Source organism: Dolichospermum sp. UHCC 0352, from assembly GCF_009711925.1.
GTDB lineage: Bacteria > Cyanobacteriota > Cyanobacteriia > Cyanobacteriales > Nostocaceae > Dolichospermum > Dolichospermum lemmermannii.
The window spans coordinates 1-14136 of sequence record NZ_VIKY01000224.1 but is presented as its reverse complement, the minus strand read 5'-3'; the positions used below and the strand labels follow the sequence as shown (position 1 = coordinate 14136).

Here is a 14136-nt window from a genome sequence, read left to right as displayed (position 1 = left end):
GATTAAAAGAATGCAGAATTTAGAATTTAGAATTACGTTTTGCAACGGGGATTTTACCCCGACGCAAAACCCGCTGCTTGTAGAAGCAGGGGACTTTAACCCCCAAAGGTAAGTTAAAATTTGAAATTATTTCAAATTTTTAAATTAATGTCAATGCAGGATAAAGGAAAGCCTCTAGCCTTCATCCCTTGTCTAAAGCACAGATGTAGCTGACTTAGTCAGCTACATCTTCAAGGGTTTTCGGCATTTCCCTTATAAAAGTTACTGAACTGTTAAGTTACTTTGTTTTTTTTAATCACAATTTTAGCGGAATAAGTGATAATGATCCGGTATAGTTTGTCATGGGTTTTACAGATGTACATCTGTTACCTTACATTCTTGTGAAAGTACCATCATTAAACACATTATTCACTAAAAAAATGAAAAATCAGGGTTTTCATATTTCTCGTTTATCTTTACAAACCAGCCTGACAGCTTTGTTATTAGTTGCTGGTAGTTCTACCCTCATACTCAGTCAACTTAAAGCTGGCGCTGCTCCAACTTTAACAGCCCAAGTGCCAGCCAATGGCACTGTCATTTACGTTAACTCTGCCACTGGAAAAGATACTGCCGCTAATGGAACTACAGCAGCCCCCTATAAAACCATCACCTTTGCCCTTTCTAAAGCTACAGCCGGGACAGTTGTTCAGGTTGCCCCTGGGAACTATAGTAAAGAGAGTGGTGAAACATTCCCTCTTGTCCTCAATTCTGGAGTGACGCTTCAAGGTAATGAGTCTAACAAGGGTGAGGGAATCTTAATTAGCGGTGGTGGTTATTACACTAGTCGCACTTTTGCCAGACAGGATATTACACTGTTAGCGAATAATAGCACTATTATTACAGGTTTAACTTTTACCAACCCGAATTCACGGGGAACGGCTGTATGGGTAGAATCCAGTAACCCGGTGATCAAAAATAGCACATTTATTAACAGTGTCAGAGAAGGAATTTTTGTGACAGGTACGGGAAATCCCCAAATCGAAAATAACATCTTTTTGAAAAATAAGGGCAATGGAATTTCTGTAACTAAATCTGCCCAAGGTGTGATTCGTGGCAATTTATTTCAGGATACTGGTTTTGGTGTAGCAATTGGTGGTAGTTCTACACCTTTATTAGAAAGTAACAACATTACCCAAAACACAGACGGTCTTTTTATCTCGGAAACTGCCAAACCTATCCTCCGTAAAAATTCCATTCGCGGTAATAAACGGGATGGTATTGTCGCTACTATTAGTGCAGTTCCTGACCTGGGTACAAGTGAAAATCCTGGTGGCAATCTCATCCGTGATAATGCTCGCTATGATTTGAACAATGCTACTAAAGCTAGCAAAATTGTCGCTATTGGTAACGATATTAACGAGAAGCGGATTTTTGGTGCTGTTGATTTTGTCGCGGCTAAAGTGACTACACCTCCCGATAACAATACTGGAAATACTGGAAATACTGCTTTTAAAGATGTGCAAACAGGTTACTGGGCAAAAGCTTACATTGAAGCTTTAGCTGCCAAAAATATTATCGCTGGTTTTCCAGATGGTAGTTTTAAACCCAATGAACCTGTAACTCGCGCTCAATTTGCTGCTATCATAAATAAGGCTTTTAAACCTTCAGCAACACGCCAAGGAATTGCTTTTAAAGATGTTAAAAGCAATTATTGGGCTTATAGCGCCATTCAAACTGCTTCTAGTAGTCCGTTTCTATCTGGTTATCCCGATTTAACTTTTAAGCCAGAACAACAAATTCCTAGAGTGCAAGCCTTGGTAGCTTTAGCTAATGGTTTGGGTTTAACTGCGAATGGTCAGACTGTGATTAACTTCTATACTGATGCTAGTCAAATTCCCAGTTATGCAGTTGGTCCAGTAGCAGCAGCAACTTCACGGCAATTAGTTATTAATTATCCCACTGTTAAAGAGCTTGCACCTAAGCGTCAAGCAACTAGAGCGGAAATTGCGGCTTTTGTATATCAAGCCTTGGTTAATGCTGGTCGTGTTCAAGCAATTAATTCTCCATATCTGGTAACTGACAAGTAGGCAGGGGGCAGGGGAATATTTATCTTCCCAGTTGCCTCTTGTCTGTCATTTATTCCTACTGTTTTCCCATTTCCAAAGAAACACCATTAACCCAATTACTCCTAGTTGGATAGCGAAATTAGACGCTGCTTGTTCTATATCGCGTCCTGCTAGGAGTTGAAAAAAGAAAACGAATGCACCAATAAAGCCGGAAGCACCGACACCAATATAAATAAATTGCCTTAACCCCCGATAGGGTGCGGCTGCTTCGGCTTTGAGACGTTCATATTGTTGGGGGTTGAGATTTTTTGGAGAATTTTGTTCCATCATCAATAAATTATGTTACGATGTTTGACTATGTACGCCGATGTGGCTCAGGGGTAGAGCAACTGATTCGTAATCAGTAGGTCGTGAGTTCAAATCTCATCATCGGCTTTAAGTAATATAACAGTTGACGGGTAGATTCACTGGCTACTAAGCTACAGTGAATAGTAGTTTTGCTTGTACCTTATTTAGTATAATTTGATACGGTAAGAGCGATTTTTGAAGACAAGCCGCTCCGCGTCTACGCATTTTTGGATGAAGGAAAGCCTGTAATTTCAGTGTGGATGGATGGTATGAACAATGCTAAAATTAAAATTATTAAGGTTATATGATATTATCTAATTTCTTGTTAATCTAGTTTCATACTAATTAAGGAGTTTTAGATTATCAATTGTCAGGAGTGAAATTTACAGTTATTACTATTGACCAAGGCTCTGTATAAAATTTTAATATGGCAACTACCATACTCTATTTGTATATGAACAGTGTCTTATGTTTTGTGTAATTTTGCAGTGTGTAAAGTTATAAAGAATATCTGTTATCAGACAGATGGAATATATCTTTTGATTTATTGATAACAAATCAAAATAAAATCAGAGTGAATTAATTGTTAAGTAGATAAAAAGAGGACAAAGTGTTTCAAGAGCCAAAATATTTACAAAATAGCTTTAGTATCGTTTTTTCTAGAAAACCATCCATTCGGAAAAATGCTTTTGAATTTGAAAACAAACTTAAAGATTTATATATTCAACCTCAGATTATTGGTATTCCAGATGACATTAATCCTGATATGCCAAGAATGGTATTTACCTCAAAACATGGTCATAGTCAAATAATTATATCACAAATAAATTTTGTTTTAAATGTAAATTACTCACTGGATTGGCAATTTGATATATCTAAGGGCAAGGAATATATACTCGAAAAAGTGTCGATATTATTTGAGTTACTTGATCTCATTGAAGAGAAATGCCCATATTTCTGTGGATTCAATACGCTAGTCCAAATACCTGCTCAGGAAGAAGATAATCAAAAAGTGATTTCACATATTTATAATTTATTTTCTAATGATGGGAATCCTTCTTCTTCCGATATTTATGAGTTCCAATCAAAAACTTCAAAAGTGGTTGAACAAGATTTTTTTAGTAATATAACTATTCAAAATTACCGTAACTGGAATATTGAGATTGGAACAGAAGGAATACTGAAGCTTTCTAGCGACAAAATCATAGAATCAGGTATTCAAATTGAGGGGGATTTTAATGACAGATATGCTTTTAATGAAAAGGAGTCTTATTGTTCTATAGAAAATAAAGCAACAAAAATTATTGATTTAGGTTTACATGAAGTTAATAAGACAATTGAAAAAATTATAGGGAGTAAATAAATGTCTATTTCTGCAACAGATACATTATACAACGGGATAAAAAGAACTGTTTCTGCGTCAGATACATTATATAGCGGTCTAAAAAGTGTTTCGTCTCCCGCAGGCTTATTTTTGGCTTTTTATGTGACGATGACTCCATCTTATGGTGCATTAAATCCAAACAGTTTTATGGAGAAAAAAACTGCATCTAGATCAGGGCAATGTTTAGATACTTCAATAATTTCATTTAGTAGCTCTACTGCTACTAATGAATCAATTTACAAAGCCTCAAAACATTCTGAATCTACTGATGCAATCAATCACCAAATTTTAAAATATTCAGATTGGATTGTAGAATGTAATAAAAAATTGGCAGACTTATCTAATCTTCCGAAAAATTGGGATAGCTATGGTGCAGAACCACCAAACAATACAGCGTTAAATTGGGCAAGTAAGACTTTAGAAATTCTATCAAAGACAGGATTATCCCCAACACGAATAACCCCTTCAGTAGAAAATGGGATAGGGATATCTTTTATATCGGATAATAGGTATGCTGATATTGAATGCTTTAACGAAGGAGATATTCTCGCCGTAACATCTGATGGTCAAGGAAACCCAGAAGTTTGGGAAGTTGAAGCTACCATGTTAGGACTAACATTTGCAATAGAGAAAATTCGTGTCTTCCTACAAAGATAATCGCCCACAAAAAATGTATAGAATGAGTCACCCCGTCGATATGAGTTTCGATGAAAATGAAAAACTCTATAATAGGTGTCAGAAAGAACATATTAACGGGGAAAGGCTTTTACCAACAGGTATAAAATTTCCTGACTGGTCTGTTAATAGAGAAAAATATAGTGACCCAGAAGACGTTTTAGTTCCCAATTTTTTTGATTGGGGAATTGCACAATTCAAGGTTAGCGATGTTCCTGAACAGATAGAATCACCAGGTAATATAAAATATGATTTTAGAGTGGAGCATGACCCTACAGAAGACAATTATGCACATTCAGAAGTTAGAACTTATAAAGATGGAAATCATAGTAAAAAATTAGAAGTTAATAAAACAGTTAAAAAACTTTTTAGACAAATGCTGTCTGAGAAAACAGTAATCATAAAACAATCAATTATCTAATTTATTGACTGTCCAGAACCAAAAAATACGAAAAAATAAAAATTTTAGAGAGTTATGGACTAACTACCTAATCACTATATTTCCAACTCCCTCAAATATCAAATGATTATCTACAATTAATCGGTTTGCTATATCTGGAAATTGTTGCTGAAGATAGTTTTTTAATAAATGACTATCACCACCAGTTATGACAATCTGACTATGAGGAAATAACCGCCACCAAGCCTCAATAAAATCCTTTATTCCACTTAATAAAATGTAAATTACTCCACTTTGAATTGCATCGGATGTATTCATGGCAAAACGTGGTGGTAAAGATGTCATTAAACCAGTTTCTAATAATGGTAATTGTCCGGTTTTTTGTCCTAAACTGGCAAATTGTAACCCTAAACCCGGCAAAATTGCCCCACCAACCAAGCATTGATGATTGTCTGCACCTGTAAAAGTCAATGCTGTACCCGCATCAATTACTAATGCGGGAAATCCCCAAGTTATTCCCGCACCCCATACAGCTAAAGCCCGATCAATTCCTAGCGTGGGATACATTCCCCCTAATGGTACATCTTCCAAAGTAATCAGACGCAAATGGGGGTAAATTTGCCAAAGTGCGGTTTGACTGGGAACGACAGAAGCGAGAATCAGAGGGATAGGATCATCTGGGATAATGGGAAGATTGGTAGGTAGAGAAATCGCTGTCAACCAATTATCTAAGGTTGGAGATTCAGCTAATTTTTGAATAACAGATGCAGATAGATGAAATGTGTCCCCAGTTGAGTATAATATCTTATCTCTGAACAATGCCCAATGCAGGCGGGAATTACCGACCATTAATACTAAAGAAAGATGCTGTTGCTCTTTTAAGGGCAGATGATTTCTCACACTTTTAATTTTCTCAACTTAGTTATAGGTTTTGTCCTGAAAATATGGCTGGGAAATTTGCGGTAATGTATAGTGTAACTGCCGTACAGGAGTCAGGAGCAGAAATCAAAAAATTCTTTCCCTCGCGTTGCTCCCTACCTCTTCCCTTATTCTCTCAGAAAGCATTAAAATACATGAAGTAAATAGCTTTCACTTTGGTTTGCTTTAAGCAAAAATGGTATATGACTGACGTTCCCGCTGCTCGCATTCGTAATTTCTGTATTATTGCTCACATTGATCACGGGAAATCTACTCTCGCGGATCGTTTACTACAGGCGACTGGGACTGTAGAAGATCGACAGATGAAAGAGCAGTTTCTTGATAACATGGATTTGGAACGGGAGCGCGGCATTACAATTAAGCTGCAAGCTGCCCGGATGAATTATACTGCCAAGGATGGTCAGCAGTATGTTCTTAATTTAATTGATACTCCTGGACACGTAGACTTTTCCTATGAGGTGTCGCGTTCTCTAGTGGCTTGTGAAGGGGCATTATTAGTTGTGGATGCGTCCCAAGGTGTAGAGGCGCAAACTCTCGCAAATGTCTATTTAGCCCTAGAGAATAATCTAGAAATTATCCCAGTTTTAAATAAAATTGATTTACCAGGGGCAGAACCAGAACGAGTAATTGGCGAAATTGAAGAAATTATTGGTTTAGATTGCAGTGGCGCAATTTTGGCTTCAGCGAAGGAGGGAATTGGCATTGCGGAGATCTTAGAAACAATTGTCGAACGAGTTCCCCCACCTGCTGATACTGTAAATGAGAAGCTGCGGGCGTTAATTTTTGATAGTTACTATGATAGTTACCGGGGTGTAATTGTTTACTTCCGGGTCATGGATGGAACTGTGAAAAGAGGCGATCGCATCTACTTAATGGCATCTGGTAAAGAATTTATCATTGATGAATTAGGCATTCTCGTGCCAACACAAAAGCAAGTGGAAGAACTTCATGCTGGGGAAGTAGGATATTTAGGAGCATCAATTAGAGCCGTAGCTGATGCCAGAGTAGGAGATACCATTACCCTAGGCAAAAACAAAGCCACTGAGGCCTTGCCTGGTTACGCAGAAGCTAATCCCATGGTATTTTGTGGGATGTTCCCCATAGACGCAGATCAGTTTGAAGACTTGCGAGAAGCTTTAGAAAAACTGGAACTCAATGATGCTGCATTAAAATATGAACCAGAAACCTCTAGCGCCATGGGTTTTGGTTTCCGTTGTGGGTTTTTGGGATTACTGCACATGGAAATCGTCCAAGAACGTTTAGAACGCGAGTATAACCTAGATTTAATCATTACCGCACCATCGGTAGTTTACAAAGTTGTCACTAACAAAGGTGAAGAACTGTACATTGATAATCCTAGTCGCTTACCTGAACCGAATGAACGGGACAGAATCGAAGAACCCTATGTCAAAGTCGAAATGATTACTCCAGAAACCTACGTTGGTTCTTTAATGGAGTTGTCGCAAAATCGTCGGGGAGTCTTCAAAGATATGAAATATCTCACCCAAGGACGGACTACACTAACGTATGAGTTACCTTTGGCTGAAGTTGTCACCGACTTTTTTGATCAAATGAAATCTCGTTCTCGCGGTTACGCCAGTATGGAATATCATCTGATTGGCTACCGAGAAAATCCTTTGGTGAAATTGGATATTCTGATTAATGGTGATCCAGTGGATTCCTTAGCGATGATTGTCCACAGAGATAAAGCCTACAATGTCGGTAGAGCCATGGCGGAAAAACTCAAAGAACTAATTCCCCGTCATCAATTTAAAGTCCCCATTCAAGCTTCTATTGGCTCAAAAGTTATTGCCAGTGAAAGTATATCAGCGATGCGGAAAGATGTCTTGGCTAAATGCTATGGTGGCGACATCAGCCGGAAGAAGAAACTGTTGAAAAAGCAAGCCAAAGGTAAAAAACGGATGAAGTCTATAGGTACGGTGGATGTACCCCAGGAGGCTTTTATGGCTGTGTTGCGGTTAGATAAGAGCTAATTCCCAGATTTTTGGTTTATTGCTAAAAACTCGTCTGTATGCAATCGTGAGGGAAATTACAGGCGAGTTTATTGTGAAAATCAGGCAAAAAATGGGTAATACAGCAGATTTCGCTCTAATGAGGTACAAACTTGAATTATGAAACCCTTGTAGTGCGGGCATCTTGCCCGCTACTGTAGGTAAGCAGAGGATCTTCTCGTCACTAATTAACTAATAGCAAGATAGTTCTTCCTTATCAATTTCATGATAACATTTTTAAAATTGTTTGTCAACACAATAAAATCACTTTTTTCCCGTTGGCGTTTTTGCGTTTTTTAGCGAAACATTATGGGGTGATGATGTAAGGAAGGAGGAAGGAGGAAGCCAGGGAGAGAAGCCAGGGATATAGCTAAAGTCGGTTAAAACCGACTGGGGGGTTCAAAAATTATTGGAGATGTCTATTGAATTTACGTTTTGTCCAAACACCAATACCAAAAAGAACTGTACTACTTAATACTGGTAAAGCATCAGTTTCCCAAGGAACGGACTGAATTGTGGCATTACTTAGGGTGAGAGTTGATGGACCTGTTGAATCCCAAGTATCAACAACTCCAATACCGATGTTATAATTTCCCGCAGAAGTGAAGGTATAGCTATAAAGACTATTATCCGTTAAGGTTTGAACATTATTGTTAATCGTTACAAAAGCTTGATCTGTATCTGCACTTGTGAAATTCCAGTTGAAGCTAAACACATCTCCAGCATTGATGTTAGTAAAGGTACTTTTAATGGCTGAACCATATTGATTGTCTGGAATAGCAGTTGCAAAATTGGTCGCATTGATACCCAAAAATTGCTCTAAACTACCAGCACCACCACCAGTATCAACGGTATTTGTTGTACCTGATTGAATAACTGTGTTGTTACTACTAACATCTCCAATGGAGCTAAAGGTGTTTAAATTAACTAAGTTAATAGAGTAAGCAGGAGTACTACTTGCACACCTATAGCATAGCCAGATGTATCATAATTGCCCACTAATGTGGGTGCAAATACTCCCTGATAGGTGTTGAGGGTGTCTGCATGAAAAACAATCTCCGACAAATAATGTAGAGACGTTCCATGGAACCTCTTTAAATCTGTAACGGGAATATTAACCTCTAACTCCCAATTTCCCCCTAATGCTGCATTTCCCGTTTTTGTTGCTGACGCACTAATGGTTGCGTTAGTAATCTCATGTAACTTTCTAATAAATTCTTCCCCAGCATCCCCCGCAGCGACGTTACAACCATAGAGTAAAATGTTCTCGCTTTGCCAATGCTGCAACAATTCAGCATATTTACTGATATTTTCTAAATTCAGTTGACTATTTCCTAAATACAAACATCCTGGAGAACCGTGGGAAAGGATGTGAATAGTGGTTATTTGAGTATGCTGTCGTAAAAATTCCGTAATTTCCTCAATTCCGTTTTGATTTGGGGAAAGAATAACCGTTTTTACTCCTGCTATAACTCCTGTCTGTAGGGTTTGGTAGTCGGAAACAGAAGAATCAATAAAGACAACAGTTGTCGCAGTTTGACTGAGAAAAGAATTGTTTAACATACCTTTGGGGGTTAAAGTCCCCTGCTTCTACAAGCAGCGGGTTTTGCGTCGGGGTAAAATCCCCGTTGCAAAACGTAATTCTAAATTCTAAATTCTAAATTCTGCATTCTTTTAACATATTTTTTATTTCCGCACCTGATAACGAAGTGTAGTTTCCTATTGCATTAAGTAAGGGTTTAGCAATGCTCATTGGTGTCAACTTAACGTAAATTGATGTCCCTTCAAGCCAGCCAGGGAATAAATTCCCTGTCTAAAAGCTAAAGTCGGTTAAAACCGACTATTTCAGCATAAATAGGATAATTTTTGATTTTGAGTTAACCAGAGTGCGTTTTAACGCACTTGAGCTTTTAGACCGGAACTTAAGTTCCGGGCGGGAATGTTGCAGCCAAACAAACAAGCTACTTGTACTGAGCTTACCAAAGTATCCCTCGCCTAATTTGACACCAATAAAGCTCTTGCTTTACCCCTATCAAATCTTTACCAATTCTAATCTAGATATGCTTAAACAGCAATGATATACTCATAGATTTTACTTGTATATTGATCTTACACAAATATTACTAACAGGATTTTAAGAGAGCGATTCCTAGGTCGCGCTTTGCTATCGCTACATTCCGTCACTAACTACTATACTGTACTCTCTCGCAAATAAGCCGCGAGCAGTATTCCTAAGAGTTTTCGAGAATTTTTAATTTCTAATGCCCTTTTCCCTGCTATAAATATAGTTTTTATATATTTTAATTTTTTGTCAATCATCGGGGAGTCAAGTCAATGAAGATATTAGTGCTGAGTTGGGAATTTCCACCGAGGATAGTTGGGGGAATTGCTCGTCACGTTGCTGAGTTGTACCCGGAACTAATAAAGTTAGGCCATGACATCCACCTAATTACGCCAGAATTTGGTCCAGCATCCTTGTATGAAGTCGTGGAAGGCATTCATATCCACCGTGTCCCAGTAGCTCCTAGTAACGATTTTTTCCACTGGGTGGTGAACTTAAATGAGAGTATGGGAGAACATGGCGGCAGGTTATTAAGGGAAAAAGGTCCATTTGATCTGATTCATGCCCATGATTGGTTAGTTGGGGATGCAGCGATCGCTCTCAAGCATACCTTTAAAATTCCCCTAATTGCCACAATTCACGCCACAGAACATGGACGCTATAACGGTATTCACAATGATACCCAAAACTATATTCATGATAAAGAATATACACTAGCTGATAATGCTTGGCGGGTCATCGTTTGTAGTGAATATATGCGTCGGGAAATGATCGGAACACTATATATTCCTAGTGATAAAATTGACGTAATTTATAACGGTATTCGCGCAGAAAAGAAAATACATCACAAAGATTTTCATGCTCAAGATTTTCGGCGACGATTTGCCGCAGATGATGAAAAAATTGTCTATTATCTTGGTCGCATGACCTATGAAAAAGGCGTACCTATATTACTTAATGCCGCTCCCAAGGTGCTGTGGGAAATGGGAAATAATGTTAAATTTGTCATAATTGGTGGTGGTAATACTGACCATCTTAAACGTCAAGCTTGGGATTTGGGAATTTGGCACAAGTGTTACTTTACTGGATTCCTGGCTGATGAATACTTAGATAAATTTCAAACCATCGCTGACTGTGCAGTTTTTCCCAGTCTTTATGAACCCTTTGGGATAGTTGCTTTAGAAAGTTTTGCCTCCCGCGTACCAGTCATAGTTTCCGATACTGGTGGTTTTCCTGAAGTAGTTCAACATACAAAAACGGGAATTACCACCTGGGTAAACAACTCGGACTCTGTGGCTTGGGGAATATTAGAAGTGCTGAAAAACCCAGATTATTGTCAATGGTTGGTAAATAATGCTTATGCAGATTTAGAGAAAAGATTTAGCTGGCCAAAATTAGGTAAACAAACAGAAATGGTTTATGAAAGAGTAGTAGAAGAACGAGCAGAAATTGTCTGGTAAAGAGAATTAAAGATTACTCTGATTATTGTCCGTAAAAAAACAGTACAAACCCTGTACGCTAGGAATTTAGCCCTGAGAAATGCGAAAGTTAGAAATGATTGCTGTTTGCTTGACAAGATTATAATATGATAAAGGCATTCCTAAGTACATCCAGGCGTTTGCAGAATGCAAAAAACAGCTTGTTGAAGATGGTAAACCGCATCCTAGATCGTTTAACAGCCAAGTTAAAACGGTTCTTTGAGGATATCATTGCCGATAGCCAGATTCCCACCTCTGAACCAGCTTATAAACTCCCTAAATTAGCTGGACCTGTTCATAATTTAGGTGGTGGCGGTCCTGATGTTGATGACGCTATTCAGTGGATGATTAATCAAGTCAGGGGTGGTAGTAACAGCAATACTAAAGTTAATGTTTTAGTAATTCGTGCTGCTGGTAACGATGATTATAATCAGCTAATTTATAGTATGAGAGGTGTCAAATATGTAGAAACTCTCATCATTCGTAATCGTCAAGAAGCAAACCGAACCGATATTTTTGATAAAGTCAGAAATGCTGGCGTAATTTTCTTTGCTGGTGGTGATCAATGTGAATATATTCGCCACTGGAAAAACACTAAGCTGGAAGTTGCTATTAAGTCGGTTTATGATCAAGGTGGTGCTATTGGTGGTACAAGTGCCGGAGCGATGATTCAAAGTGAATATGTTTATGATTCTTGTGCTTGTGAAGATAGTATTGAAACTCACGAAGCCCTTGATGATCCCTACGGGAATATTACCTTTACCTATAACTTTTTCCAGTGGAAATATCTGCGAGGAACTATCATTGATACCCATTTCGATGAACGCAAAAGAATGGGGAGAATTATGGTTTTTATTGCTAGGCAAATTCAAGATGGTGTATCTGCAAAAGCGTTAGGGATAGCAATTAGTGAACAAACATCTTTACTAGTTGATAAATATGGTATTGCTAAAGTTACGGGTAAAGGTTCAGCATATTTTGTCTTAGGAGATCATCCTCCAGAAACTTGTAAAAAGGGAACTCCTCTCACATATCACGACTACAAAATTTGGCGAGTTCCTAGAGGTGACACTTTCGATTTAAATAAATTACCGTCACGGGGTTATTATCTCAGAAGTGTGAAGCGCGGAAGGTTTGACTCCGATCCTTATTAATAGCATTTGTCTACACAAATTAGCCTCACTAGCCCACTCAGGTGGGCTTTATTGCTAAGGGTGCTATCTTTGTTTCGCGCAAAGACGCTAAGGATCAAAGACGCAAAGAAGGAAAATAAGGGCTTATAGAGAAGGGTGAACTAATCATAATTCGCTGACTATGCGAGGAAATTGTTCATCTGCATAAAGACGTACCACAATTTAAGCCGCCTCATTTTTTTGAATTGCTGTTTCAATTTCTTCTAGATGTGCATTTGCATAAGCCCAAGCATTCACTAAATCAGCAGCAGTTAAATGAGGATAATCATCTAAAATTTGTGCTTCACTAATTCCTAAACATATTGAGACTCAGAAAAGATCAGTAAATCTAACGTTGTTTAACAACCTTATTTTAATATCAATACTATTGCCAAAATAAGAGCCTTGATAATTTTTGGCAAAAACGGCAAAAATAATCATATATAAGCGTTTCGATGAAAAGGTAGTTTAGAATCTAAAACCCTTATCCTACCGTCAATACATTTAAAAAATCCTTGTCGGAAACCTTTAAGGAATTTTTAGGGGTGATTGTTTTTGCCAAGCAAGAGCGAGGAACGGGAGTTCATGGTTAAAGCATTATCATCTCACCCTCGTAATTTGACTAAGGTATTGAATATAGATTGATTTTAAAGACTTCTTAAAGACTTTTTAAAGACTATTTTAAGACTATTTTAAAGACTATTTTAAGACTATTTTAAGCACTCCTCAAGAGATAGACCCAAAAAATGAGGGTCTGTTGGTAATGTTCACCTATGTTCCCTTTGGAATTTAATTAAGGTATCCCTATGAAACGTATTTCTTTAATCTCTGCTCTTTTAGTAAGCGGTTCTTTCTTATTCGCACCTGTGGCCAAGGCTGAACAAACCTTGAATCTAGACTTCACTGGTGTTGCTCAGGCTAACTGCTTGTTCACCAACATCGAATCAGGTCTAATTGTTGCTAAGGGTGTAGATATTGGAACCATTGGTTCTAATAGCAACGCGGCACTAGCTGCTGTTGCTGGTGTTACTCCCCAAAAAGCGGGTTTTACTGCTGAGTGTAACTCCCAGACGGCCTTCTTTGTAGATACACCTGTTGCTGCTGCTTCTAACCCTGCTTTTCAAGCAGTTAGTACAAAATCAGTTCTAGCTGATGCTGGTGCTGGTGGTGCCACAATTGAAGCTTACACAGCATCGCCTGCTGGTGGTTCTGTAACAAGTGACCAATTCCTTCCCGTTGCCGCCGCTGCATCTACAGACATGACGGTTGATATGAATGTTCAATCTGCTTCTGGTGTTCCTGTAGGTATCTACAAATATACAATTCTAGTAAGCGCTGTTCCTCAATAGTGATATTGGAGTTGATTTCCAGCATCAGAAATAGGTAACAGATATCTACTGAAAATTAACTGTGCGTTATCCGAAAGCCAGATAGAGATGCTCCATAGAACGTCTCTATCTGGTTAAAAATGCTTATTTAAGAGATTTTAGAAATCCCTGATCCGATATCTTAAAAAGATGTCGCCGTGCTTAAATATATTTGTCAATTATACTTGGCACGGTCTTCGTACTGCTGAAATGATAAAAGACCATCTGAGAGGATGTTTGAAAAGTGGTATTCC

The 14136-nt window shown here is 38.2% G+C and carries 12 protein-coding genes, 1 tRNA gene and 1 pseudogene; 9 read left to right on the top strand and 5 right to left on the bottom strand.

Annotation, left to right across the window (positions count from 1 at the left end; all coding sequences use genetic code 11):
- The first annotated feature begins 419 nt into the window (after positions 1-419).
- A complete protein-coding gene (locus tag FJR06_RS15905) occupies positions 420-2066 on the top strand; it encodes a DUF1565 domain-containing protein (protein ID WP_168651788.1) in 1647 nt (548 codons plus the stop codon).
- A gap of 45 nt (positions 2067-2111) precedes the next feature.
- On the opposite strand, the gene FJR06_RS15900 is transcribed toward FJR06_RS15905, so the two are convergent.
- Positions 2112-2375 (bottom strand): DUF3493 domain-containing protein, encoded by a 264-nt coding sequence (locus FJR06_RS15900; RefSeq protein WP_015083454.1) that lies wholly within the window; start codon positions 2373-2375, stop codon positions 2112-2114.
- A gap of 33 nt (positions 2376-2408) precedes the next feature.
- On the opposite strand from FJR06_RS15900, the gene FJR06_RS15895 reads away from it, so the two are divergent.
- The 4 genes from FJR06_RS15895 (at position 2409) to FJR06_RS15880 (ending at position 4873) form a co-directional block, all read left to right on the top strand.
- A tRNA-Thr gene (locus FJR06_RS15895) sits at positions 2409-2480 on the top strand.
- Positions 2481-3003: 523 nt separating this feature from the next.
- Positions 3004-3756, top strand: coding sequence for a hypothetical protein (locus tag FJR06_RS15890; protein WP_168651787.1), 753 nt, complete (start codon positions 3004-3006; stop codon positions 3754-3756).
- The gene (locus FJR06_RS15885) at positions 3757-4434 is read left to right on the top strand and encodes a hypothetical protein (protein WP_168651786.1); all 678 of its coding nucleotides are present in this window, start codon (positions 3757-3759) and stop codon (positions 4432-4434) included.
- Entirely contained in the window at positions 4415-4873 is a 459-nt protein-coding gene (locus FJR06_RS15880) for a hypothetical protein (protein ID WP_168651785.1), read from the top strand. Before FJR06_RS15885 ends, FJR06_RS15880 begins: the two co-directional genes overlap by 20 nt.
- 63 nt (positions 4874-4936) lie before the next feature.
- Here FJR06_RS15880 and FJR06_RS15875 read toward each other — a convergent pair whose 3' ends face one another.
- The gene (locus FJR06_RS15875) at positions 4937-5701 is read right to left on the bottom strand and encodes a pantothenate kinase (protein WP_217359788.1); all 765 of its coding nucleotides are present in this window, start codon (positions 5699-5701) and stop codon (positions 4937-4939) included.
- Between the two features lie 272 nt (positions 5702-5973).
- Here FJR06_RS15875 and lepA point away from each other — a divergent pair, with 272 nt between their 5' ends.
- Complete coding sequence (lepA, locus tag FJR06_RS15870; RefSeq protein ID WP_015083457.1) at positions 5974-7785, top strand: translation elongation factor 4; 1812 nt, start codon at positions 5974-5976, stop codon at positions 7783-7785.
- A gap of 424 nt (positions 7786-8209) precedes the next feature.
- On the opposite strand, the gene FJR06_RS15865 is transcribed toward lepA, so the two are convergent.
- The gene (locus tag FJR06_RS15865) at positions 8210-8614 is read right to left on the bottom strand and encodes a hypothetical protein (RefSeq protein WP_015083458.1); all 405 of its coding nucleotides are present in this window, start codon (positions 8612-8614) and stop codon (positions 8210-8212) included.
- A 116-nt stretch (positions 8615-8730) separates the two neighbouring features.
- Entirely contained in the window at positions 8731-9366 is a 636-nt protein-coding gene (locus tag FJR06_RS15860; protein ID WP_168651783.1) for a DUF4347 domain-containing protein, read from the bottom strand.
- Between the two features lie 771 nt (positions 9367-10137).
- On the opposite strand from FJR06_RS15860, the gene FJR06_RS15855 reads away from it, so the two are divergent.
- Positions 10138-11325 (top strand): glycosyltransferase family 4 protein, encoded by a 1188-nt coding sequence (locus tag FJR06_RS15855; protein WP_015083460.1) that lies wholly within the window; start codon positions 10138-10140, stop codon positions 11323-11325.
- A gap of 125 nt (positions 11326-11450) precedes the next feature.
- On the top strand, positions 11451-12497 hold the full coding sequence (locus FJR06_RS15850) for a cyanophycinase (protein ID WP_015083461.1): 1047 nt from the start codon (positions 11451-11453) through the stop codon (positions 12495-12497).
- 201 nt (positions 12498-12698) lie between these two features.
- On the opposite strand, the pseudogene FJR06_RS15845 reads toward FJR06_RS15850, so the two are convergent.
- Positions 12699-12833, bottom strand: a pseudogene (locus FJR06_RS15845) (DUF433 domain-containing protein); the annotation flags it as partial.
- A gap of 488 nt (positions 12834-13321) precedes the next feature.
- Here FJR06_RS15845 and FJR06_RS15840 point away from each other — a divergent pair.
- Positions 13322-13864, top strand: coding sequence for a hypothetical protein (locus tag FJR06_RS15840; protein WP_168651782.1), 543 nt, complete (start codon positions 13322-13324; stop codon positions 13862-13864).
- Positions 13865-14136: the final 272 nt, after the last annotated feature.

Coding starts and splice junctions, on each gene's coding strand:
- FJR06_RS15905 (WP_168651788.1), top strand. CDS start 420: ATGAAAAATCAGGGTTTTCATATTTCTCGTTTATCTTTACAAACCAGC.
- FJR06_RS15900 (WP_015083454.1), bottom strand. CDS start 2,375: ATGATGGAACAAAATTCTCCAAAAAATCTCAACCCCCAACAATATGAA.
- FJR06_RS15885 (WP_168651786.1), top strand. CDS start 3,757: ATGTCTATTTCTGCAACAGATACATTATACAACGGGATAAAAAGAACT.
- FJR06_RS15875 (WP_217359788.1), bottom strand. CDS start 5,701: ATGGTCGGTAATTCCCGCCTGCATTGGGCATTGTTCAGAGATAAGATA.
- lepA (WP_015083457.1), top strand. CDS start 5,974: ATGACTGACGTTCCCGCTGCTCGCATTCGTAATTTCTGTATTATTGCT.
- FJR06_RS15860 (WP_168651783.1), bottom strand. CDS start 9,366: ATGTTAAACAATTCTTTTCTCAGTCAAACTGCGACAACTGTTGTCTTT.
- FJR06_RS15855 (WP_015083460.1), top strand. CDS start 10,138: ATGAAGATATTAGTGCTGAGTTGGGAATTTCCACCGAGGATAGTTGGG.
- FJR06_RS15850 (WP_015083461.1), top strand. CDS start 11,451: ATGATAAAGGCATTCCTAAGTACATCCAGGCGTTTGCAGAATGCAAAA.
- FJR06_RS15840 (WP_168651782.1), top strand. CDS start 13,322: ATGAAACGTATTTCTTTAATCTCTGCTCTTTTAGTAAGCGGTTCTTTC.